Annotated in this window: 23 protein-coding genes and 1 pseudogene; 3 read left to right on the top strand and 21 right to left on the bottom strand. The window is 41.7% G+C overall.

Features of this window, described 5'->3' with window-relative positions:
• Window positions 1–92: pseudogene (gene mobC, locus H8Z82_RS03005) on the bottom strand (plasmid mobilization relaxosome protein MobC); the annotation flags it as partial.
• Between mobC and H8Z82_RS18025 the strand changes: the two are divergent.
• Window positions 87–287, top strand: coding sequence for a helix-turn-helix domain-containing protein (locus H8Z82_RS18025; RefSeq protein ID WP_186994191.1), 201 nt, complete (start codon window positions 87–89; stop codon window positions 285–287). The pseudogene mobC and the gene H8Z82_RS18025 sit on opposite strands and share 6 nt — an antisense overlap.
• Before the next feature lie 135 nt (window positions 288–422).
• On the opposite strand, the gene H8Z82_RS02995 is transcribed toward H8Z82_RS18025, so the two are convergent.
• From H8Z82_RS02995 to H8Z82_RS02930, 14 genes are all read right to left on the bottom strand, one after another.
• Complete coding sequence (locus H8Z82_RS02995) at window positions 423–1,226, bottom strand: energy-coupling factor transporter transmembrane component T family protein (RefSeq protein WP_186994181.1); 804 nt, start codon at window positions 1,224–1,226, stop codon at window positions 423–425.
• Window positions 1,223–2,203: an energy-coupling factor transporter ATPase gene (locus tag H8Z82_RS02990; RefSeq protein WP_186994180.1), complete on the bottom strand. Its 981-nt coding sequence runs from the start codon at window positions 2,201–2,203 to the stop codon at window positions 1,223–1,225. The genes H8Z82_RS02995 and H8Z82_RS02990 overlap by 4 nt, the downstream gene beginning before the upstream one ends.
• The gene (locus tag H8Z82_RS02985; RefSeq protein WP_019160793.1) at window positions 2,194–3,039 is read right to left on the bottom strand and encodes an energy-coupling factor transporter ATPase; all 846 of its coding nucleotides are present in this window, start codon (window positions 3,037–3,039) and stop codon (window positions 2,194–2,196) included. The genes H8Z82_RS02990 and H8Z82_RS02985 overlap by 10 nt, the downstream gene beginning before the upstream one ends.
• A 68-nt stretch (window positions 3,040–3,107) precedes the next feature.
• Window positions 3,108–3,725: a ribosome biogenesis GTP-binding protein YihA/YsxC gene (yihA, locus tag H8Z82_RS02980; protein ID WP_019160792.1), complete on the bottom strand. Its 618-nt coding sequence runs from the start codon at window positions 3,723–3,725 to the stop codon at window positions 3,108–3,110.
• Between the two features lie 58 nt (window positions 3,726–3,783).
• A complete protein-coding gene (gene lon, locus H8Z82_RS02975) occupies window positions 3,784–6,096 on the bottom strand; it encodes an endopeptidase La (protein ID WP_186994179.1) in 2,313 nt (770 codons plus the stop codon).
• A 20-nt stretch (window positions 6,097–6,116) separates the two neighbouring features.
• Complete coding sequence (clpX, locus tag H8Z82_RS02970; protein WP_019160790.1) at window positions 6,117–7,430, bottom strand: ATP-dependent Clp protease ATP-binding subunit ClpX; 1,314 nt, start codon at window positions 7,428–7,430, stop codon at window positions 6,117–6,119.
• Between the two features lie 75 nt (window positions 7,431–7,505).
• Window positions 7,506–8,087 (bottom strand): ATP-dependent Clp endopeptidase proteolytic subunit ClpP, encoded by a 582-nt coding sequence (clpP, locus tag H8Z82_RS02965; protein WP_008705991.1) that lies wholly within the window; start codon window positions 8,085–8,087, stop codon window positions 7,506–7,508.
• 24 nt (window positions 8,088–8,111) lie between these two features.
• On the bottom strand, window positions 8,112–9,398 hold the full coding sequence (gene tig, locus H8Z82_RS02960; RefSeq protein ID WP_173742744.1) for a trigger factor: 1,287 nt from the start codon (window positions 9,396–9,398) through the stop codon (window positions 8,112–8,114).
• A gap of 253 nt (window positions 9,399–9,651) precedes the next feature.
• Window positions 9,652–10,212 carry a DJ-1 family glyoxalase III gene (locus tag H8Z82_RS02955; RefSeq protein ID WP_186994178.1) on the bottom strand — a complete coding sequence of 187 codons (561 nt, stop codon included), beginning with the start codon at window positions 10,210–10,212 and terminating at the stop codon, window positions 9,652–9,654.
• A 38-nt stretch (window positions 10,213–10,250) separates the two neighbouring features.
• Complete coding sequence (locus H8Z82_RS02950) at window positions 10,251–10,658, bottom strand: ATP-binding protein (RefSeq protein ID WP_186994177.1); 408 nt, start codon at window positions 10,656–10,658, stop codon at window positions 10,251–10,253.
• A 3-nt stretch (window positions 10,659–10,661) separates the two neighbouring features.
• Window positions 10,662–12,329: a SpoIIE family protein phosphatase gene (locus H8Z82_RS02945; protein ID WP_186994176.1), complete on the bottom strand. Its 1,668-nt coding sequence runs from the start codon at window positions 12,327–12,329 to the stop codon at window positions 10,662–10,664.
• Window positions 12,308–15,259, bottom strand: coding sequence for an MFS transporter (locus tag H8Z82_RS02940; protein ID WP_243176378.1), 2,952 nt, complete (start codon window positions 15,257–15,259; stop codon window positions 12,308–12,310). The genes H8Z82_RS02945 and H8Z82_RS02940 overlap by 22 nt, the downstream gene beginning before the upstream one ends.
• A 5-nt stretch (window positions 15,260–15,264) precedes the next feature.
• Window positions 15,265–16,224 (bottom strand): phosphatidylglycerol lysyltransferase domain-containing protein, encoded by a 960-nt coding sequence (locus H8Z82_RS02935; protein ID WP_008706003.1) that lies wholly within the window; start codon window positions 16,222–16,224, stop codon window positions 15,265–15,267.
• A gap of 200 nt (window positions 16,225–16,424) precedes the next feature.
• On the bottom strand, window positions 16,425–16,721 hold the full coding sequence (locus tag H8Z82_RS02930; RefSeq protein ID WP_186994174.1) for an STAS domain-containing protein: 297 nt from the start codon (window positions 16,719–16,721) through the stop codon (window positions 16,425–16,427).
• Window positions 16,722–16,893: 172 nt separating this feature from the next.
• On the opposite strand from H8Z82_RS02930, the gene H8Z82_RS02925 reads away from it, so the two are divergent.
• On the top strand, window positions 16,894–17,349 hold the full coding sequence (locus H8Z82_RS02925; protein WP_186994173.1) for a CYTH domain-containing protein: 456 nt from the start codon (window positions 16,894–16,896) through the stop codon (window positions 17,347–17,349).
• 299 nt (window positions 17,350–17,648) lie between these two features.
• Here H8Z82_RS02925 and H8Z82_RS02920 read toward each other — a convergent pair whose 3' ends face one another.
• The 4 genes from H8Z82_RS02920 to H8Z82_RS02905 form a co-directional block, all read right to left on the bottom strand.
• Window positions 17,649–18,275, bottom strand: coding sequence for a lactate utilization protein (locus H8Z82_RS02920; RefSeq protein WP_178762217.1), 627 nt, complete (start codon window positions 18,273–18,275; stop codon window positions 17,649–17,651).
• 122 nt (window positions 18,276–18,397) lie between these two features.
• Entirely contained in the window at window positions 18,398–19,732 is a 1,335-nt protein-coding gene (locus tag H8Z82_RS02915; RefSeq protein ID WP_186994172.1) for an ATP-binding protein, read from the bottom strand.
• 195 nt (window positions 19,733–19,927) lie between these two features.
• The gene (locus H8Z82_RS02910; RefSeq protein WP_186994171.1) at window positions 19,928–21,058 is read right to left on the bottom strand and encodes a DUF4179 domain-containing protein; all 1,131 of its coding nucleotides are present in this window, start codon (window positions 21,056–21,058) and stop codon (window positions 19,928–19,930) included.
• The gene (locus tag H8Z82_RS02905) at window positions 21,042–21,617 is read right to left on the bottom strand and encodes an RNA polymerase sigma factor (protein WP_330607813.1); all 576 of its coding nucleotides are present in this window, start codon (window positions 21,615–21,617) and stop codon (window positions 21,042–21,044) included. The genes H8Z82_RS02910 and H8Z82_RS02905 overlap by 17 nt, the downstream gene beginning before the upstream one ends.
• A 353-nt stretch (window positions 21,618–21,970) precedes the next feature.
• On the opposite strand from H8Z82_RS02905, the gene H8Z82_RS02900 reads away from it, so the two are divergent.
• Entirely contained in the window at window positions 21,971–22,306 is a 336-nt protein-coding gene (locus H8Z82_RS02900; protein ID WP_019160775.1) for a hypothetical protein, read from the top strand.
• 76 nt (window positions 22,307–22,382) lie between these two features.
• Here H8Z82_RS02900 and H8Z82_RS02895 read toward each other — a convergent pair whose 3' ends face one another.
• Window positions 22,383–23,915, bottom strand: coding sequence for an FtsW/RodA/SpoVE family cell cycle protein (locus H8Z82_RS02895; protein ID WP_186994168.1), 1,533 nt, complete (start codon window positions 23,913–23,915; stop codon window positions 22,383–22,385).
• Window positions 23,916–23,918: 3 nt separating this feature from the next.
• Window positions 23,919–24,248: a PadR family transcriptional regulator gene (locus H8Z82_RS02890; protein ID WP_186994167.1), complete on the bottom strand. Its 330-nt coding sequence runs from the start codon at window positions 24,246–24,248 to the stop codon at window positions 23,919–23,921.
• Window positions 24,249–24,315 lie beyond the last annotated feature (67 nt).

The raw sequence follows: 24,315 nt of genomic DNA, 5'->3' as shown, positions 1-24,315 counted from the left end.
CCACCAGTATTAAAGTAACGAGCTATTTGGTTCAGATTGCTACCAATCTTTCCAAATTCAGCAATTAATTTCTTTAACTCCGATAGATCTGCCTTGAACAATATATTTCTTCCGGTCTGAATTTATCGGCAACAGCTTCTAATTTATTTATACATCGTCATACTGTTATTTATCAGATAAAAAAAATAGAAGATTTATTAAATATAACTTTTTCTAAGCTGTCTCAATCAGAACTCGGGTTACTTTGGTTATCCTGCCAAAGGCTTCTTTTAAAATCTTTCGATTAATGTTTATTATAGAATCTTTATAACAGATAAAAATATGCCTTTTTCTGTTCATAAATAGAAATATGCTGTAACCCATTTTTACCGGATTACAGCATATAAAATATCATTATAAATCAGTAACTATTCCGTATCTCATCAAATTCCTGCGATTCTGAATATAATCGCAATCGCCAGATAAGCAAACATCGCCACATATGCAATATAATCTCTGGATTCATAATGGAGTGGCTTCATCTGTGTTCTGTTATCGCCGCCATGGTAGCATCTTGCTTCCATGGCCATTGCCAGATCGTTAGCTCTTCGGAATGCTGAGATAAACAGCGGTACCAGAAGAGGTACCATATTTTTGGCTCTCTGGATTATATTCCCATTCTCAAAGTCTGCACCACGGGCAATCTGCGCTTTCATAATCTTATCTGTTTCCTCCAGAAGGATTGGAATAAAACGCAACGCAATAGACATCATCATGGCAATCTCATGGATTGGCACATGAAGCTTATTCAACGGTCTGAGAAGTCGTTCCAAGCCATCTGTAAGCTGATTGGGTGTGGTAGTCAGCGTCATAAGGGAAGAACCGATTACCAGATAGGTCAGGCGGATGGCCATTCTGCCAGCCAGCTTCAGGCCCTCCTCTGTCACATGCAGGATTCCCCACTGCCAGAGAACCTTTCCGGGTGTCAGGAAGATATTAAATACCACTGTGATCATAAGAAGCATTACGATTGCCTTCAGTCCCTTGAACATAAATTTCAAAGGTACTTTAGAAAGAATGATCATTGCTGCCAGAAATACAGTAGCTACCGCATATCCCTGAAATGTATGGAACACAAAGACAGAAATGATGAATACCAGCGTACCTACCAGCTTTGCTCTGGGGTCCATTTTGTGCAGAACGGAATCTGCAGGATAATACTGTCCTATTGTAATGTCTCGGATCATATCTCCTGCCCTCCCTTTTTATCTTCTGTCAGATCTGTTTCCATTTCACTGACCAAAGTTTCTTTTTCCGTTTTTTTCTGTCCGTTGTCAGATAAAGTCCTGTCTGACTGAGCCAGTTTCCCGGAATTGCATTTTCTCAATACTGCTAGTATGTTCTCTTTCGCCTCATCCACTGTAGTTGCAGCCACATCCACATCCAGCCCCTTTTCCTTCAGTGCATGCATGATATAAGTGATCTGCGGTGCCGCAAGTCCCATGGCTTCCAGCTCTCTGTAATGGGCAAATACTGCTTTGGGAGCATCGTCATATGCAATTTCTCCGTCATTGACTACAATCAGTCTCTCTGCATATTTTGCAATATCCTCCATACTGTGAGATACAAGGATAATGGTAATCCCTCTTACTTTATGAAGCTCTGCGATCTGGTCAAGGATGTCATCCCGACCTTTTGGATCCAGGCCTGCTGTTGGCTCATCCAAGATCAGAATTTTCGGATTCATTGCCAGTACACCGGCAATAGCAACTCTTTTCTTCTGTCCGCCCGAAAGTTCAAAAGGAGATTTGCTGTAATTTTTCTCCTTAAAGCCTACATGCTGCAGTGCTTTCTTCGCTTCTACCTCTGCCTCTTCCCTGGATAATCCCTGATTCATGGGACCAAAGCAGACATCAGAAAGTACATCATTCTCGAAAAGCTGATGCTCCGGATACTGGAATACCAGTCCTACCTCGCTTCGCAGGGCACGCCGGTCATATTTCTCTCCCCAGATATCCTCTCCATTGTAAGTGATGGTACCGGAAGTCGGACGGATCAGAGCATTGAAATGCTGGATCAGTGTAGATTTTCCACTTCCTGTATGTCCGATAATTCCGATAAACTGTCCGTCCGGAATAGAAAGATTGATATCTTTCAGCGCATGGATCTCATAGGCAGTTCCCGGACTGTAGGTATAAGTTACATTTTTTAATTCTATTGACATAAGGCATTCACCAGCTCCTCTGTAGTCAGTATTCCCTCCGGAACATCCACTCCGGCTTTATGAAGTTCATGTGCCAGAAGTGTTACCTGGGGCACATCCAGTCTGTATTCTTTCAGGGTTTCCACCTGTGAGAAAATTTCTCTGGGTGTTCCCTGCATCACCACTTCTCCATTGTCCATAACATATACCTTGTCCGCATGAACAACTTCTTCCATATAATGGGTGATCAGAATGACTGTCACTCCTTCCTGTCTGTTAAGGTCACTGACCGCCTCCAGAACTTCCTTTCGTCCGTTAGGATCCAGCATTGCTGTTGGTTCATCCAGGATAATGCATTTTGGACGCATTGCCATAACGCCTGCAATGGCAACTCTCTGCTTCTGCCCTCCCGAAAGCTTGTTAGGGGAATGGTAACGATAGGATGTCATACCTGTTTTCTTCAGGCTTTCATCTACACGTTCCCATATTTTTTCAGTAGGAACTCCCATATTTTCAGGGCCAAAACCTACATCCTCTTCCACCACTGTACCGATGATCTGGTTATCAGGGTTCTGAAAAACCATCCCTGCTTTCTGTCGGATTTTCCATAATTCCGGCTCCTTAGACGTGTCAATTCCATCTACCCACAAGGTACCCTCTGTTGGAATCAGAAGTGCATTGAGATGCTTTGCCAGAGTAGATTTTCCGGAGCCGTTATGCCCCAGTACAGCCACGAATTGTCCGGCTTCAATGTCCAGGTTTACATCATTGACAGCACGCTGTGTATCCTGCACATTGCCGTCTTCATCATACTTGAGATAGTCAAATCCCAGCTTGAATGCCTTGATAATTCCCATAATATTTTTTCCTCTTAATATTTCAGGTATTTTTTTCATACCTGCTGCTTTTCTTGTCAGTCTGTCAATCAGTTTTCAACCTCTTCAGTAGCCGCCGGAACCAGCCCGGTCAACTCGTCGATCAAAGCCCAGATTTCCTCTCTTCCCTGTTTTGTCTCTGCTGAAAAAGGAAGAATGATTCCATCTTTGCCAAGCTTCAGTCCTTCTCTGATTGCTTTTATATTTTTCTGCACCTGGCTTCGTTTCAGCTTATCCAGCTTGGTAGCTATGATAATGGGCTGATAACCATTGTGCAGAATCCAGTCATACATCATTTTATCATTGGCAGAAGGATCATGGCGGATATCCACCAACAGAAAAACTGCCTTAAGATTTTTCGAGGTATGAAGATATCTCTCAATCATTTTGCCCCATTTTTCCTTCTCGGACTGGGACACCTTTGCGTATCCGTAACCAGGAAGGTCTACCAGATACATTTCCTCATTGATATTGTAAAAATTAATGGTCTGCGTTTTTCCAGGCTGTGCACTGGTGCGGGCAAGAGATTTACGGTTCATCAGTCCATTGATCAGGGAAGATTTCCCCACATTTGACTTACCTGCAAAAGCCACCTCCGGTCTTCCGGTATCCGGAAGCTTACTTGTAATACCACATACAATATCTAAAGATACATTCTTAATAACCATTATTTTCCTCTGTTTTTACTGATTTATGGTTTCAGCGTAAAGCAGACCTTCCCTGGCCTTATACCAACGCTCTGTTTAATACTTCCTTCATGGAACTTACAAAAGTGATCGTAAGCCCATCTGTAATTTCCTTATCCAGCTCCTGCACATCCGGCTTATTCTCTGCCGGCACAAGAACCTCTTTTATTTTTGCATACTTGGCAGCCAGAAGCTTCTCCTTCAGCCCACCAATAGGAAGAACACGTCCTCTCAGTGTAATCTCACCGGTCATGGCAAGATCTGCACGGACAGGCTCTCTTATAATTGCTGAAAGAATGGCTGTTGCCATAGTAATACCTGCAGATGGACCATCCTTTGGGACTGCCCCTTCCGGAATATGTACATGTATATCATTTTCCTGGAAAAACTCCGGTTTTACCTTATAGCCCTCTGCAACGGAACGGATATAGGTGATTCCTGCCTGGGCAGACTCTTTCATCACATCTCCCAGCTGTCCTGTCAGCAGCAGTTCGCCCTTACCGGGCATTACATTGACCTCAATCTGGAGAGTATCTCCTCCTACCTGTGTCCATGCCAGCCCTCTTGCAATACCAATTTCATCTTTCCTGTTTGCCATGAGATAATTAAAATGCTCCTTGCCAAGGAAATCTGACAGATTTTTAGCTGTAACTGTCACCTTCTTTTTGCCCTCTTCCATAATGGCACGGGCAGTTTTCCGGCAGATCCGTCCGATCATCCTTTCCAGGTTTCGTACACCGGCTTCTTTTGTATAATTATTAATAATTTTTTTCAGTGCTGCCGCCTGAATCGTCAGCTCGCCTTTAGAGATCCCATTCTCTTCCATCTGTTTCGGAATGAGATGTTCTTTGGCAATATGCTCTTTTTCGTTCTCTGTATAACCTGAAATTTCAATCAGTTCCATACGGTCAAGCAGTGGTCTGGGAATTTCCTGTACATCATTGGCAGTAGCAATAAACAACACCTCAGATAAATCCTGGGGAAGCTCCACATAATGATCCATAAACCTGCTGTTCTGCTCCGGATCCAGAACCTCAAGAAGGGCAGAAGAAGTGTCCCCCTTATAATCACTGCTGGTCTTATCAATCTCATCCAGCAGCATAAGCGGATTATTTACCCCGACCTGCTGCAAAGCGACTGTGATTCTTCCCGGCATTGCTCCCACATAAGTTTTTCTGTGACCACGGATCTCTGCCTCGTCCCGAACACCGCCCAGGCAGATCCGTACATATTTTTTATGCAAAGCCTCAGCCACAGATTTGGCAACCGATGTCTTACCTGTTCCAGGAGGCCCTACCAGACAAAGGATCGGACTTTTACCCTTATGTGTCAGTTTACGGACAGAAAGGAACTCCATAATACGTTCCTTTACATCCCTTAAACCATAATGCTCTCTCTCCAGTATTTCCCATGCTTCCTTCAGATCCTCAGAATCTTCGGATTTGTTGTCCCAGGGAAGGGACAGCAAAGTCTCAATATATCCCCTGAGTACCGAATTCTCGGATACATTGTTATTTGTAGTTTTGAAACGTTCAATTTCTTTGCTGATCTTTTCCTTCACTTCATCACTGGCAGAAAGCTCCTGAAGCTTCTTTTTGAATTCATCTGCAACATCTGCAGAATTATCCTCTCCCAGTTCCTCACGGATCAGTTTCAGCTGTTCTCTCAGAATATATTCTCTCTGATTTTTATCAATTCTGGCTTTCACCTTTTTCTGAAGATCTCTGCCGATCTGCATGACCTCAATCTCACTGCCCAGAATTCCTCCCAGAACCTCATAGCGCTCTTCCAGAGTCAAGGCTTCCAGGATCTTCTGTTTGTTCTGATAGGATAAAGGAATATTCACAGCAATCTGTTCGATCAGCTCTTCCAGGCTTTCAATATTCAGGATCTGTGAAACCAGCTCTTTGCTGATTTTTCCATTTTCCATGCAGTACCTGTGAAACAGTTCTTTCAGACTTCGGTACATTGCCTCTGTCACTGTATCCGGTAACAGGGTCTCCTCCTCTTTCACAGGTGATATCACACCTGTGAGATAAGGGAAATCCTGCTGAAAATCCTCCAGAACTGCCCTGCCTGTGCCCTCCACCAGAACTCTCAGAATATCCTGGGGAAGCTTCACTACCTGCTTGATATAGCCAATCGTACCTACCCGGTAAACTCCTGACACATCCGGATTTTCTACTTCCGGATCTATCTGTGTCACCAGAAATATTTTCTGATCATGAAGCATTGCCGCCTCAATTGCTTTCTTTGAACGTTCTCTGCTCACATCAAAATGAACAATCATTCCCGGAAGAATTGTAGTTCCCCGTAAGGCAATAGCTGGCAATATCACATTTTGATTCGTCATTTATTATCTAGTCCCTTCCATCAGGCTGTTTCCGGTTTACCCTTCTGGCGTGTACGGGCTGTTCTTCTGCTATTGGTCTTCTTGGCCGGTGCAGGAGCTTCCCCGTAGACAATTTCCGGTTCACCGGTACCTTCTACTACGTCTTTTGTAATTGTACATTTGCGGATTGTATCATCAGAAGGAATCTTGTACATCAGATCCATCAGAGATCCTTCCATGATAGCCCGAAGTCCTCTGGCACCAGTCTTTCGTTCCAGAGATTTCTTTGCCACCAGTTCCAGCGCATCATCCTGGAAATCCAGTTCCACACCATCCAGTTCAAACAGCTTATGGTACTGTTTTGTCAGAGAATTCTTCGGCTCCTTCAAAATGCTGATCAGTGCTTTTTCATCCAGTGCATCCAGTGTAACTACCACCGGAACACGTCCGATAAATTCCGGAATCAGTCCGAATTTGATAAAGTCTTCAGGCATAACATCCTTCAGGATCTCTCCTACATTTCTCTCTTCCTTAACAGAAACATCTGCACCAAAACCAATGGATTTGGTATCCTGTCTGGATTCAATAATTTTTTCAATTCCATCAAAGGCACCACCACAGATAAACAGAATATTTGTAGTGTCAATCTGGATAAACTCCTGATGAGGATGCTTACGTCCACCCTGAGGTGGTACACTGGCAACTGTTCCTTCCAGTATCTTCAGAAGTGCCTGCTGTACACCTTCACCGGAAACATCTCTGGTAATAGATGCATTCTCAGATTTTCTGGTAATCTTATCGATCTCATCAATATAAATAATTCCATACTGTGCACGTTCGATATCATAATCTGCAGCCTGAATGATCTTCAGCAGAATATTTTCCACATCTTCACCCACATAACCAGCCTCAGTAAGAGTTGTGGCATCTGCAATAGCAAAAGGTACATTTAACAGTCTTGCCAGAGTCTGTGCCAGAAGTGTTTTTCCTGATCCGGTAGGTCCCAGCATCAGAATATTACTTTTTTGAAGCTCCACATCAGAGGAAGCTGCAGCAGTAATTCTTTTATAATGATTGTATACAGCTACAGAAAGTGCTTTCTTAGCCTCGTCCTGTCCAATTACATAGTCATCCAGAATTGCATGGATTTCCTCCGGCTTCAGCAGATTAATCCCTGCCTCCAGAGCCTCATCCTCATAATTCAGTTCCTCTTCCATGATTTCTGAACAGATACCGATACACTCATCACAGATAAACGTCTTGCCGTCCGGACCTGCGATCAGCTTTCTCACCTGATCTTCCGTTTTCTGGCAAAAAGAGCATCTTATTTTTCCTTCTCTTATCTTTTCCGCCATGGATTTTATTATCCTTTCTATACAATAACTCTAAAAAGACTCCTGTGACGATTCACAGGAGTCTTATCTTTCGCATTATTTATGCATGACTACACCATCAATCAGTCCATATGCCTTAGCCTCTTCGGCAGTCATATAGTTGTCCCGGTCTGTATCACGCTCAACAACTTCTATCGGCTGACCGGTATTTGCAGCCAATAATTCATTTAAAGTTCTCTTGGTCTGTGCGATATGATCTGCTACGATCTGGATCTCTGTTGCCTGACCCTGTGCACCGCCTGACGGCTGATGAATCATGATCGTAGAATGCGGAAGAGCAAATCTCTTACCCTTTGCACCCCCTGCCAGGAGAAAAGCTCCCATGCTGGCAGCCATTCCCAGACAAATAGTGGAAACATCACATTTGATATACTGCATGGTATCATAGATAGCCATACCTGCTGTTACGGAACCACCCGGGCTGTTAATGTAAAGCTGGATGTCCTTTCCGGGATCCTCTGCTTCCAGGAAAAGAAGCTGTGATACGATCAGTCCTGCACTCACATCATTTACTTCTTCGCCAAGAAAAATGATCCTGTCTTTCAGAAGCCTTGAATAAATGTCGTAGCTTCTCTCGCCCCTGCTTGTCTGCTCAATGACATAAGGTACTAAACTCATATAAACGCCTCCATTTTGGCTGAATTAAACTTCCTTTGCAGCGTCTGCTACCAGAGTAACTGCTTTCTGTACAGCCATATCTTTCTTCATCTGCTCAAGCTCGCGCTCTCCCAGTAATTCTTTTAACTTGTCTGCTTCCATTTTATAAGCTTCAGCCATCTTGGAAATCTCTTCATTTACTTCTTCCTCTGTAGGCTGAATGTTCTCAACTTCTGCAACTTTTTCCAGAACCAGTCTTGTCTGGATTCTCTTTAATGCCTGTGGTTTCATATCTTCCATCATTTTCTCAGCTGTCATGCCTGTGAACTGGAAGTACTGATCCATGGAAAGACCCTGAGACTGCATTCTTCTGCTGAAATCATCAAGCATCTGACGGCACTGTGTCTCAAGCATTGCTTCAGGAATATCCATCTGTGCATTCTCGATGATCTTATCAACTGCTGCATCTTCTTTTGCATGTTTTGCTTCGTTTTCTTTCTTTTCTACCAGGTTTGTCTTAACATGCTCTTTGTACTCAGCAAGTGTATCAAACTCAGAAACATCTTTTGCAAAATCATCATCAAGCTCAGGAAGTTCTTTTGCTTCGATCTTCTTAACTGCACATTTGAAGATTGCTTCTTTTCCTGCAAGTTCTTTTGCCTGATATTCTTCAGGGAATGTAACTTTTACATCTACGTCATCGCCAACTTTAGCGCCAACCAGCTGATCTTCGAATCCAGGGATGAATGTGTTGGATCCAAGTGTCAGAGGATATTCTGTAGCCTGTCCGCCATCAAAAGGTACTCCGTCTACAGAACCTTCGAAATCAATTGTCACAATATCGTTTAACTGAGCTGCACGATCTTCAACATTGATAGTTCTGGAGTTTTTCTCCTGTTCCTTTTTAACTTCTGCATCTACTTCCTCGTCTGTTACTTCGATTTCAGACTTCGGTACTTCTACACCTTTGTACTCACCTAAAGTTACTTCTGGCTTAACAGCTACTTCTGCGGTGAAGATCAGTGCCTTACCAGGCTCTGTCTGTACCAGATCGATCTTTGGCTGAGAAACGATTTCAAGTTCGCATTCTCCTAAAGCTTTGCTGTAATGCTCAGGAATCAGAGCGTTGACAGCATCTTCCAGAAAAACTCCCTTTCCATACATCTGCTCGATCATTTTTCTCGGAGCTTTACCTTTACGGAAGCCTGGGATAGAAATTCTTCCTTTGGCTTTCTGATATGCGCTCTGCATAGCCTTTTCTACGTCTTCAGCGGAAACTTCAATGGTAAGTTTCGCCATGTTTTTCTCCATTTTCTCCACCTGTAAACTCATGTTACATGTTCCTCCTTAATTTTCAGGTTATATCATTTTAATTTTTGACACTATTCGCTGCCTGGCAGCTCTATTTTCTATATATTTAAGTTCAGGTTCCGCTCCCACTATTGCAGAAGCGGGAGAACTCCTTATACTCATCTATATATTTACAGTCATTGTAGCAGTATATCACAAAAAAATAAAAAGTGCTAGTGTTTTTCACATAAAAATCGCGGTTTTATCCATCTTTTTTCTTTTTCCGGTATATCTTCTATGCTCTGTATACTACAGATTCTGCAATTTCCTGTGCTTTTTCTTTTCCCTCCAGCTGAGTGATAATAGAAAGTGCAAAGTCCACGGCAGTTCCCAGCCCACGGCTTGTAGTAACATTCCCGTCAACCACTACACTATCTGTACTGGTCATTGCTCCATCTCTCTCAATCACATCCATAAATGAAGGATAAGCAGTTGCCCTTCTGCCTTTCAGGAAACCAAGCCCTGAGAAAACGCTGGGAGCGGCACAGATTGCCGCAATTTTCCTGCCATCATCGTAAAACTCTGTAAGAAGTTCTGTAAGTGGCTTATAGCCTGCCAAATACTTTGTCCCCGGCATACCTCCCGGAAGCACCAGCATATCTGCATCTGAAAAATCCACTTCTCCGAATACCTCATCTGTCAGAAGACAAATACCATGGGCAGTCTGCACCTCTTTTGTGTTTTTTATAGAAACCGTACGAATATCTACTCCTGCACGACGCAGCAGATCCACAACTGTAAGCCCCTCAATATCCTCAAAACCATCTGCCAGAAAAATATAAACCTTTTTACTCATAATCATTTTCTCCTGTTCATCATTTTATCAAGCATATACTATAAATTCTTTTTTATAACAAGTATATTCTTCCCATCGGAATAGCAATAAGACATTTCATCCATACTTTTTTTAACCATATAAATGCCAAGACCGCCTATTTCCCTTTTTTCTGCAGACAGACTGACATCCGGATCTTCTTTTTCCAGTGGATTATAGGGAATTCCCTTATCTGAAAATGTTACACAGACCATTTTCGGATTATCCTGGATCTGAAATCCTACAGTCACCTTTCCTCCCTGCTCACCATAGGCATAATATGCAATATTGCTGAGAATTTCATCAATCGCGATATCTATCTGCATTCTGACTTTTACAGGACAGCCATAGCTGTCCAGAACCTCATCTGCAAATTCCGTTACCATGTCTATATTTTCAGTAACAGCATCAACAGTTATTTCCTTCATTGGCTAGTCCCCCATTTTCTTTGTATACTCAAGGCACAGCATTGTAATATCATCAAACTGGTCATTGTCTCCTACAAAAGCGTCAATATCCGCCTTTACAAGCTTCAGGGTTTCTTCCGGATTACTGCTTAAGCACTGCTGATTCAGAACATGATCCAGTCTGTCCATTCCGTACAGCTGCCTGTCCTTATCCGTTGCCTCTGTCACTCCATCTGTATACTGGAATATTTTGTCTCCGATATTCAGCTGAAGCTTTTGTTCCTTATATACGATGTCCTCTATCCCTGCAAGGACGAAACCAGCACGTATTTTGTAGGCTTCATAGGTGTTGGTTTCCCTGCGGTAAACAAACGGCATTTCATGTCCGGCGTTTACATACCTGAATTCACCGGTCACAAGATCCAGCACACCCTCAAAGGCTGTAATGAACATTCCGTTTTCATTGGATTCACACAGAATATTATTGACCTCTGTAAAGACTTCTCCCAGGTCTCTGCCCGGCTGTGTATGATCCTTGATCAGGGTTTTTCCGATAACCATGAAAAGTGCTGCCGGAACTCCCTTTCCGGAAACATCAGCCATAACAATCGCCATATGCCTGTCATCAACCATAAAGAAATCATAAAAATCTCCGCCAACTTCCTTTGCCGGTGTCATGGTCGCATAAATATCCATCTCATCCCTGTCAGGAAATGCAGGGAATATGCAGGGAAGCATGGAAGCCTGGATCTGTGTTGCCACGTTCAGCTCTGCTCCGATACGTTCCTTCTCAGCAGTCACCCGGGTAAGGTTATCCATATAATTAATAATACTTTTCTGCATGGATTGGGTTGCGTGATAAAGTTCTTCTATCTCATCTCTGGTATGAATATCAAGATCTACGATGTTGTTCTCATCATACCCTTCCTCGCCATTGCCAAATTTGTGTGTTGCTTCTGTAAGCAGTTCAATAGGCCTGGATATTCTCTTTTTGATTTTTCTGGATATGTCCATACCGGCAGCCAGGATGATCAGAATGCAAAGACATACCATCAGTACAGTAAAACGAATGGTATTTCTGACAATCTCTGTCATGTCAATATCTACAAAGGCAACTGCACATTTTTCTCCGTCAGATGAAAGTACCGGCTCTCCGGCAGATGACAGCCATCCAAATTCTGTTCTGCTCACAGTAGGCTCCAAGCGTTCGTTTCCTTTCAGTTTATCAAATCTTTCCGAAAGCTCTTCCTTATAGCCAAGAGTCAGATAGCCTGACGAAGGATCAAACAGATACACACTGGAATGATCCTGGATCATCTGAATATACAGATATTCAATATTCATATCTGCCTGTATAGAATGAAGATATTCATTTATCCTCTCATAATTCTGATACATGCCTTTCGCTTTAAGCCAGTCTATGATCGGCTGTTCATCATCAGATGCTACTGCTTTTTCCTGGATCTGTTCAAATTCCTCTGTGTCTATCTCTTTACACAGTTCTTCGATAAAATCCCCATTTACCTGATCTGATACCGTCTTCGCGATTTCAAGCGCTTTATCATTATAGAGTTTTCTATACTGTCTGTTATTCACAAGAGAACTTCCAAGAAGCATTAAAACCCCAACCACCAACATAGAACCGATGAGAAATTTAATCAGTTCAACATTCAGCTTTCGTCTTTTTTCCATGCTCTTTGACCTCCTTTTTTGTCTCTGTGTGCTGCAAATGTGGTGCTGATCAGGAAAGCTGCTGAAAGCACACTCACAAGAATCAGCACAAAGATAAGGCCTCTGCCTACACCAAGGACCAGCACATAGCCAAACACAAAGGAACCCAGAGACTGTGCACCATTCTCAAACAGGCTGTAAACCCCAAGTCCTCTGTCATATCCAAACCGTTCTACATCCTTCAGATCTGTAAAATAACTGGTAAGTAATGGAATCCCAAAGCTGTCTGCAACTCCAATCAATGCCAGTGCGATCAGAAGAGATGGTATATTCTGAAGCATTGCCACCTCCAGAAAAGCTGCTGCATAAATAAACGCAGCTGCTGCAAGCCCCAAATGCTTCCATCCTCTGTTGGAAAAGAATTCCGTGAGAGGAGTTCCCAGGATCAGTACAAAAATTCCGTTTAAAAGATAGGTATATCCAATATAGGTTTCCGAAAGTCCCCATTCAGAACCAACAATAGGAAACATATAATTCAGGAAATATCCACAGATTAGAAGCGGAATCATCATCAGCAGGAAAAAACTAATAATCCTCGGACGAAAGATAAACTGAACAATATTCATATGTGTATCTTCTGTTTCGCAGTTCTCCTCTTCGTTATCTGAAGTATATTTACTCATATACTTATTTGCTACCAGAAACAGCAGCACACTGAGTACTGCAGTGACAGCAAACAACGCTGTATAGGACATCCATTGCAGAAGGAAGCCACCAAACACAACTGCACAGTTTGCACCGCTCAGGGAGGATACACTGTAATAGGCATAGGCTCTGTTCTTCTCCTCATCAGGAAGCTCCACGATCATAAGATTGACAAGTAAAAGCAATACTCCCCAGCCTGCTCCAAGAAGCAGGGCGCTTAAAGTAAGCAGCCATATATTGGGAACCACTCGCAATCCAAGTCCTGCTGTAAGCAGTACAGAGCTTACAAAAACAGATCTCTTTGCCCCAAGCTTATGTATTACCTTTCCGCCAAGCGCTGAGAAAATGGCGCCGGATAACACCTCTGCAGATATAGGAACTGCTGCAAGCATGGCCGGTGATAATCCCTGTACTGACATCTTCTCAGAAATCTTCATTGCATAGATGGGAAGAATCGCACAGGTCAGATTTGTAAAAAAGAAAACAAGAAATACAATAAATCTGAAAATTTCCACAGGAAGTCTGCTATTGTCTTCCTCCTGTTTTCGTCTTTTCAGTTCCTGCCTTCCCTTTATAAAATAAATCACCTCAAAGGTAAGCATGAAAAATACTACCATAATTGCGATCAGGTTGATGATCAGAGACACCTGGATCTCTCTGCTTTTCTCTGTCAGACTGTTCATATCTGTTCCGACTTCTATAATCCCAATAATATCTCCGCTTTTATCCCGGATGGGACTATGGATAAATACAAAGCTTCCGGAGCTTGAGTTTGTAGCATAGGTTTTTGTAGCCCCCTGCTCCATAACCTCCTGAAGATCTGTGCCTTCATATTCCCAGTCATAGGGATAGGACACACAGATATCCTCCAGGGTATAGACCAGGGTAACCGTTCCGTCTTTTACTTTATAAAGTACACAGTACAGATCCTGTGAACTGTCAGAATCCGAGAAGAATACATCCCTTACTACCTGCCGGACCTGTCTGTAATCCTCATTCATAAAATCAGAAAGCTTTTCCAGCCTCTGAAATGCATCTGCAGGAAGTCTGTTTGTTACTGCTGATGCGGCAAATTTCTCTCTTGTATAGGTTTCATCGACCAGCAGACTTTGAAACTGCGGAAACAAGGTGCCAATAAACAGAGCCGCAACTCCCACAATAATCCCTATGACTGCCATGGTAATCTTTGCATAAAAGCTGAATTTTTTTACCAGTATCTTTAACAAAGTCACCACAAAAAACAAAACAGCAGCGACAATCACTGCACAGGCAGCCCACAGCAGGCAGTTCCATACCTGCAGTTTTCCTGATAGCGGAATGTCCCAGAACTGTTCATAGTCCTCTCCATCCCACAATATAACAGAATAATTGGTAGAGGAAACCAGGGTTCCCGGTGCACTCACATGATATGCAATCTCTCTTTCCTTCAAAGACTCTTCCACAGTAAGTCTGTCTGTACTTCCTGTATTTTCCATATCACAGGGTATCCGTATGATATCCCTGAGACCAATATCAGCTGAATAAAGCACTCCATCCGAGTAACTGATCTCCTGCGGAATACTTCCGTCAACTGTATCACTGTCATAGAGCAGTTCATCCTGTCCGCTGTCTGTATATTTATAAATTTTACCGTCATAAGTCACATAAAACAGGCTATCACTGTCTCTGTCATAAGCACAACACAAAATCCTGTCCTGCGCATCAGCAACAGAAAAAACTTTCGAGCTTCCCTGTTCTGTGTTACTGACCAGAATGCCCTCCTTTTCCTTTTGCATGTAGATCACACCATGCTCGGTGGGTACCATTCCCACAATGTTGCGCCTTACACTACCCTTCTCTGCTTCTACAGAAGCAACCGTTGATATATATTTTCCCTTTGATGACAGTTTGACGATTCCTTCACTGGCAATCTGAACTCCCTGCTCAATACGGACATCATGAAGATACACATTCCCATCTCCGTCTGCCACAACCCGCTCAGCACTCAGAAAACTTTTATCAGAGGCACATGCCCGCCATAAAAGCCTTCCGTCAGCAGATATTTTCAATATTTTCCTGTTGGAATCATCAATCACATAAGTACATCCATCCCCATCTCCGGATGCATAGGATACTGAAGAAAATGTATAAGGTTTAAAAGGATTGGTAAACATCCATTCCCTGCCTGCATACACTACAAAAACAGAACATACTGTCAAAAGCAGCATAATTATTAAAATCCACTGTTTTTTTCTCTTATGTTCCATGCACCTTAACCTCTTTCTGTTAATGTAAGTTTTGATAGCAGAGTATGGGCAGGCGCCATATGCTCTTTATAATAACGCAGATTTTCAACTCCCATATCTTCTGTGTAATTGATCGTATCTGCAGACTGCAGATATCGTTCAAAGCTTTCCCGCAACAAATACTCATTAATTCCCTTGATCCGGTTAACTGCATTTTTATACTGATATACGCCAAGTCCGTTACGGCAGCTCACAATACAAAGTCCTGCCATTTTTCCCTCTACTCTTACAAGGATTCCATTGATCCTGATTTTATCAAAAACAGGAACCAGGTTGTCGATCACCCGGAGCAGGCAGCCACAGTGGCACTCCTCACAAGTTTTCTCCCCACACCATTCCCTTTCCATAAATTCCCGGATCTCCTCCCGATGGAAAGGGGTTATCTCTTCTGTCTCATATGCAAATCTGCGTTTGAAATAATTATAACGGTAACGGTCATCCTGCATATCCATACCTGCCAGAAACTGCTCAGGCGTAAAAGTATAATCCATATAATCACGGTTATCCTCTATTTCAAACTGAATGCCGCTGGCTTCATAATAAGGAAGCATCCATGGAACCACATCCATAATGATCAGCTGTGCATCAAATCCCGCAAAATCTTCCTTCAGGATCTGCATAACTTTCTTTATCTTTTCCTCCGTATAGTTTCCTACAAACGGAACAGCTACCGGATACCCTTCTGTATTCAAATATGTAATATTGATTAAAAGCCCTTCTGCTATTTTGAAGTAGGTGGGATAGGAATCCCTCCATCCAATCAAATTCAAAAAGCTGGTGTTGGCTGACCAGTGATCATTCATACTGTCATAATACGGATCAAACAGGCTCTGATCCTCCACTCTAAGTTCCTGATAACCACGCGCAAGGAAGATTTCCAACATTTTCTGTGGTATTTTATAATATTTTTTTGTATCTGATTTCATACGGTCTCCTTTGAATATCAGTGCATAATCTCCAGCTATGATCGTGAGAAACATTTACAGCTGCGCACTTACAAATATTATATCTCCATTTTTCAAATATTCCAACATAATATTCATGAAGTTGTTGGTTATAGTTGTTGATTATATTCATAATAAAAATATGGCTTTGCGAAGCTATTCCACAAAGCCATATTTTTATTCTATTCTATCGTCAGGATATCTGAAAAACCAGTCACTTCAAACACATCATTTATCACATCATTTACATTTTTTATGATCATGCTTCCCTGCTTGTTCATAATCTTCTGAGCTGCAAGAAGAACACGCAGTCCTGCTGAAGATATGTATTCCAGCTTTCCAAAATCAAAGACTAACTCTGTAATCCCATCCAGAGATTGCTTCAACTCTTCCTCTAATGTGGGGGCTGTGATGGTATCCAGTCTTCCCTCCAATATAATTTCCAATTTTGTTCCTTCCAACTTCTTATCAATTGTCATAATGCGGCCCTCCATTACGTGTATATACGCATTTTTAATGCTTTTTATATCGTAACATATAAATTCTATTTTCTCAATATCCCACATATTTTTCTTGTCTCATATACCATGGAAGTGTTATCATGATCATAAAATTGTACAGGCACTTCATATTTAAGGAGGAATATTTCTCATGGAAATCGAACGTAAATTTTTAATATCCGAGGAAAATCTGCCAAAAAATCTTGACTCTTATCCACATCACAAATTGGAACAGGGCTACTTATCCACTGCACCGGTAGTCCGTATCCGCAAAGAGGATGAGAATTACTATCTTACCTACAAATCCAAAGGTCTCATGACACGTGAAGAATACAATCTTCCGCTTACCAAAGAATCCTATGAGCACATGCGTCCAAAGGCTGATGGAATCTTAATCTCCAAAACCCGCTATCTTATTCCTGAAAAGGACGGACTTACCATTGAGCTGGATGTATTTGATGCCCCCTATAAAGGACTCTATCTGGCAGAAGTAGAATTTTCTTCTGAAGAGCAAGCCCTCAGCTATACTCCTCCTACATGGTTCGGAGAAGATGTTACAAACTCTGGCAAATATCATAACAGCCGTTTAAGTCAGGGAAACCTCTGACACATTTCTATTTTGCTATCGTAAATAACTATACCAATTACGCAGAATGCGGATTTGAGTACACAGGCTCCGATCCATGCCATTGGACTGGCAATACATACAGATATATATTGCCGCATGGATATTATATTAGGATTCTGTGTCAGAAACCATTCCGGTATTGATTTACATGATACAGATATTGACTTTTTCAGACCTATTGTTTTCCAAAAAAGAACAGCCCCTTTGACTTATTATGCGTCAATGAGACTGTTTTTTTTATTTGTGTTCAATTGAAGCAGGGGACTTACTTGATTTGGTTACATCCCAAGTGTATCATTTACCAGAATCACATGGATTCTGTCTTTATGTCTGGAATATCTGGTAATCAGGAACTGACAGCAGATGGTATCCGGGGATTTGCAGTCAAAGCATTTTCCGGTTTCCTTACATGGAGTTTTGATATCAAATCTCTGCGCATTAGCTGTAGCTGCCACATTTCTGGCACGCTTCATTGCACTGTCAAGATCTGGACAGACTTTGTTTATACCTACAATAAAAATTACTTTTTTCGGGCCCTGGGCAATGCAGGATACACGGTTGGAATTGCCATCAATATTGACAAGGACGCCATCATCTGTGACTGCGTTGGCACTGGATAAAAAGAAATCTGCATCATAGGCTGCCATAAGTCCCTCACGAGGCTCAAGCTTTGCGCGGTCAATATAATTATAATCTCCATCCTGCAGAGCTTTGACCAGACCGATCTCATGTGCACTCATGCATCCGCCCATGGCGATTGTGCTTCCGTTTGGGATCAGTTCCAGGGCCTGCTTTAATGCTGTTTCTTTATCTTTTGCATAATACCCGGACATATTGCGGGATTCCAGTCCCTTAATCACTGTTTTTGCCAAAAGCTCGTTTCTTTTTTTCATGTTTGCATCCATTATTGTGTCCTCCTTAATGTCTGGAGCATGCAGATTGTAGAAATTATTTTCAAACACGCTCTGGTTTTAATTGTTGTCCCAATCATACCATATTTCCGGTTTCATTTCTATAAATTCTATTTCTATAGTTGCTCCAATGCCAATCCGATCAGTCTATCCGCTTGATCTGCCATGAATAGCGGAATGTTCAACACATCATCGTCCAGTTTCAGATTGTCCAATGAGAAACGGATGCAAAGCTTGACCTTATCTGGAAACAGTTCCTTGAACTTCTTCATACTCTTGCTGGTTGTGTTGGCTTCGGATTTGACCTCCACAGGAAAGATATCGTTCTCTCGCTGAATGAGGAAATCCACTTCGTAAGGTGGGTTGTTCTGGCTCCAATAACGGGGCATGACTTCAAACTGAGTAATTAAAGTCTGTAACACAAAGTTTTCGGTTAATGCGCCTTTGAATTCAGTAAAAAGGCGGTTACCTTCGCCAAAGGCAGTGGGGGCCAACTGTGCCAGACGGCGGAGCAGTCCCACATCCACCAAATAAATCTTGAAAGCAGACAAGTCATCGTAAGCTGCAATCGGCAGGCCGGGAGCTGAGCTGCGATAAATTTTATGCACCAAGCGGGCATCCACCAGCCATTGCAAAGCATTCTCGTACTCACGGGCTCGTGCACCTTCCTTGATCACTTTATAGATAAACTTCTTGTTCTCTCTTGCCAGTTGAGAAGGAATGGATTTCCAGATCATTGAGATTTTCGGGAACTCGCTGAGATTAGGATGTTTGGCAAAATCACGCTCATAGGCTCCGATGATTCCGAACAATGCTTCCTGCATAGCAGAAACATCCCGTGCCTCCGTCCACATCAATACCGACTCCGGCATACCGCCGGTGACATAGTACATTTTCAGCTTCTCATACAGCGGATTAAAGAAGGCATCAGGGATGGGTTCAAGGGTGTCCACCTGTTCCAGATACTGCGCCAGATTTTCATCACCGTTGGCAAGCAGGAATTCATCAAAGGTCATTGGGTCAATCTGCATAAAGTTGACCTTACCCACCGGAAAAGAGGAAGGTTTCGCCAGAGCAATACCCAACAGAGAACCGGCGCAGGCAACATGGTACTGCGGTGCGTTCTCGCAGAAATATTTCATGGAGTTAATAACTTTCGGGCAATCCTGTACCTCGTCAAAGATGATGAGGGTCTTTTCTGGCAATATCTTTTGACCACTTGCCAGCATAAGGTTTTGTAGAATCCGATCCACATCCTTTGTTGTTTCAAAAAATTGCTTATACTCTTCATTTTCGTCGAAGTTAAAGTAGGCTGTATTTTCATAACAGCGTCTGCCGAACTCTTTCAGAATCCAAGTCTTACCTACCTGACGTACTCCCTTCAAGATTAAAGGCTTGCGGTAGGGAGAATTCTTCCAAGCCAACAACTTTTTAAAAATAAATCGTTCCATAGAATCACTCCTCACATTTTTATTGGAGTTTTATGCTTAATAATCACGCTTTTATTATATGTGAAATTTATGAAAATTACAGCCAAAATCACAAAATTATTTATTTTTAATGTATATTAATCACGCTTTTATATAAGATAGCGTGAAATCTATTCTGTAATAAAGACAATCACTCCCGACAATTGGCGGTATTTTTTATCTTATCTGTATTGTAAAATTGTCTCCTATTGGTATTGCTGAGTCTATAGGGCTTTCGTTTCCATCATATACATAGGCTGTGGATTCTTCGTAGATATCATCAGAGGAATCCTTATCCATTTTTTCTTCAGACACCTGATGCGCTGTGTCGTTTTTTACTTCATATAATTGTAATGTGATTGTGCTTGCTTCCGGGGAGATTTCTTCGTATCCGGGATATAGACCTATCGTTTGCCGGAACATAGTTTCCTTACCATTTCTTCCTGTTTCCTGATAGCAGATTTTGTTTCCCTGATCGTCCGTTCCAATCAGATAATAATCGCTGTCAATATATACTGTTCCATGATACATTCCGTAAATTGTACTTTCAAATGGATTCCATCTGAATTCTGTGAGGTTCAGGACATTGGAATCCATTTTAACATTCTGATTCAAATTTAAATCCACAGTGTTTTTCTCCAGTTCTTCTTTTGATGTCGCAAATTTAAATGTATAAGGTTCTGTATCAGCCTGTATTTTCTGAACATTTTCCCATGTATCAGCATCGTCCATTGCAATCGGCCAGACTTTGAACTCTATGTTTACAGTTCCCTCAGTGTTGACTTCTTCTCCGATTGTAAAATCTTCCACTGTTATTGGATTTTCTGAGAAAGCATTAACTGTTCTTTGGCCTAAGCCCTGCTGAATTTCCTGACCGTTAATACGTACTTCCGTATATAAAAGCCTGTCTTCCATCGCATCCTTCATATCTGCGTCTGAATCTTCGCTGTCGGAATACGCAATCCATAAATTTTTGCTGTCCATCACAATCTCATTTAATGTTATGGTGATTCCATCTCTTGAAATGCTTTTTCCTACAACATTTGTATAAGAATCGGTATCACCGTTCTCAATTCCCAATGCCTGTCCGATCCATGAAGTTACTCTCTGTAATGCTGCTTTTACATCTTCCTGATATCTTAATGTGCATCCAACCATAATAAGCAATATGATCCCGGCTGCTGCTGTTTTCCAACTCCTTTGTATATGGAAAAAACGATGCTGTTTTTTCCATGGTCTGGAAGCTTCGTAAATATATTTATCATCCAGATCACCAATCAGTTCCAATGCCTTAAATCCTTTTTCCATATAAATGTTTCACCCTTTCCCATAGTTTCTTTCTGCTTCGATAGAGACTGGACTTGATTCTGCTTTCCGAAATTCCATGCCGGGCTGAAATTTCACTGATGCTGTCCATATACCAATAGCGTCGTATGAAAATGTCACGGTCACCTTTTTTCAGGGAATCCAGGAATTTTTCAAGGATTTCCAGAATCTCTTTTCTCTGTATTTCATCATTCAAAGAATATGCTGTTAAATCCTCTATTTCTTCCAGTTCTTTGCATAATTCTAATATGTGCCCTGTTGACCGTTTTGCAGCTTTTTTCCTGCGAAAACAGTCTATCGCCAGATTTCGGGTTATTTTTCCAAGAAAAGCAGACAGAATTGCCGGTTTTCTGGGTGGTATTGAATTCCATGCAGCCAACCATGTATCATTAACGCATTCATCGGAGTCTTCCTTATCATACAGAACATTCCAGGCAATACTGAAACAGTACTTGCTATACTTTTCTTCGGTCGCCTGTATGGCTTTTTCTGATCTGTCAAAATACATATTGATAATTACTGTATCTTCCACTTTTTTCACCTCACGTTTCTTTTTTTTGCCTTCATAAGATAAGACGGATTTTGAACAGTAAAGTTGCAGTTTTAATAAAAATAATTTTCTTTTTTCAGAGTACACAATACACTGTCGAAAAGTCAACCTGTCTTTTCGCCGTCTTTTCACAATTTCTGACTGGAGAAATGGAATGTATTCTGATAAAATAGGCATATAAAGGAGGACAAACGGAAATCCTTACAAATGATAAAAGCCAAAAGAACAGCCGAAGACATTTTCAAGGCACGAATGAGGACTATACTTAATAATTAAAGCAGAAGCAGGATAACGGTGAAGCTTTTACTGAAGATGATTACGCAGCTCTTTCCCTGACACCATTGATGTCCGGAAAAATGAGCCGCAAGGATATGTTTAAAGAAGCTATTCGTCTGGCAAAGCCCAATATTGAGCTGAGTGCTGAAAAGGCAACCGCAATGTTGTATACACTGGCTGACAAATTCTTAGATAGAGCTGAGTTAGACGAAATTAAGGAGGTAATGCGCATGACCAGACTTGGACAGATGTTGCAGGATGAAGCTATAGAATCTACTCAAACAGAATCCATCAAAAATCTTATGAAAAATATGAACTGGACCATTGACCAGGCAATGAACGCTTTGGAAATTTCCGAAGATAAACGTGAAAAGTACCGTCAGTCAATTACTCCAAACAATTAATGGATAAAAGTACCGCCATATTGACTTATCCAATCAATATGGCGGTATTTTTCCTTAATACAGTTTTTTGCATTTTCTATCTGTTCATTTCATTGTGCTGCACAATCCTTCTCATGTTTTCACACAGAAACAATGTCAATACAATAATTATGATTTTCAACGGAATATTCATATAACCCTTGCACAAATCCCAATATATGGCAATGCACATAACAGCAACAGTGCCTCCTGTCAATATGCACATGGACATTTTTGAGGCATACAGAGCTTTTCTTGTTTTAGTTTTATCGAATTTGAAACCTATTTTCAGATGCCGTGGATAGATATTTTTATATCTGTATGTACTCAGTACAATCCCCATCAGTCCATACGAAACTATAATGCAGCTTCCTCCTGCTGATAAAAAGGGAAGAAATGTTACTGATTGTGGAAATACACCCAGATTTTCCAGGATATTTATGGAAAAGTTTATAAGGAATACAATTCCGCATCCACATCCCATCATCATTCCAAGCTGATTCTTCTGCCTCATGGCAGTGTTAAAAACTGCGAAAATCAAAACTGCCAGAACACAGCATAAAAGTATGACTGCAATTGTTCCATATACGGATGACAGATAGGTCAAAATATAATCCGCATTAAAGGCCGGCAGATTTCCCATTACATCTGATCCACTTTTCCCTATCCATTTATTCTGCTGCCAGAATGAGTGCAGCATTCCGGTGAAATAATCCTCTTCTCCACCACCTGAAAAAATAGCCTGTAAACGTGCAATCTGATATTCTGTCAGGCTGCTGCTCAGATACCTGATCAGAAAAGCTGCCACAGGCATAGCCAGAAAACCAGCCCAGATTCCGCAGATGGCTTTCTTTTTTCTCACAGTAAACCAGTTCTTTTGAATTGCGATTGTCAGCATAACCAGCATAGATACCAGCATCACACAAGCTGTCATAAGCGCAGGCATGGTATAGACCAATATAAGCGGTGCAAGCATCCATATGATTGCTCTCATCAAGCCCTTATATCCCCATCCATGATATTTATACAAAATTGCTCCATATATGGGAACATAAAACAGCATCAGAATCGGCATGGATATTCCTCTTCCTCCTGGCAGCACAATGAAATATCTTGCCCCATTTAACTGATAGCCACCCAATAAGGTAACCAGACAGGCAAACAGTAAAATGACAGCAATTATTTTCGAAAATCTTGCCAGTAAAGTGTAATCCAGAAGATATAAAATCATCATAACTACAAGTCCGATCACAACATGGAACACATATCTGTCCGAACCGGCTGTAGCGTTTTCACTGATTTTTCCGGAAATCCCTGCATGTATCAAAACGCCTGCAATGCTGATAAGAATGATTATTCCCAGTAGTTTCCATGCAACCTGAGGCCTGTGGACACTGTCAAGCGTGATTCCTGTTTCCACAGGATCTCCCATATCCCGGACAGCTTCCCTCTCTGCCTGTTCACGATCCATGCCTGCATGCATATTTGCTTCCATCTGATCTTCTATATGATCCTGAAATTCCTTTTTTACATAAGGCCGCGCTTTCTTACAGCGAATCTGTTCCAGTAATGTTTTCAGATATTCGTCCATAGATCACACCTCCATTACAAGCACATTGGTTACTGCTGCAGAATACTCTTTCCATTCTTCTACTTTCTTTTCCAGAAATCCCCTTCCCCGTCTGGTCAGGCTGTAATACTTTCTGGTCTTTCCGGCTGCCTCCTGTTCGTATACTGTCAGAAATCCTTTATCCTCCAGACTGTGCAGTAACGGATACAGAGTTCCTGCTTTCAGTTCAAACACGTTCTGAGATTTCTGCCGCAGGGTATCGATCATCTCATATCCATACATATCCTTTTCTGACAGCAATTTCAGTATAAGCATTGTCATACTCCCGGAAACCAGTGATTTTTCAATAGCCATAGTATTCCCCTCCTATTGTATAGGTTGCCTATATATCGGTTATCTATATAATATAAGAACCTGTATA

Origin of the sequence: Blautia difficilis (assembly GCF_014297245.1) — a bacterium.
Taxonomy (GTDB): domain Bacteria; phylum Bacillota; class Clostridia; order Lachnospirales; family Lachnospiraceae; genus Blautia_A; species Blautia_A difficilis.
The sequence above is the reverse complement of the archived record's forward strand: the minus strand, read 5'-3'. Positions and strand labels throughout refer to the sequence as shown.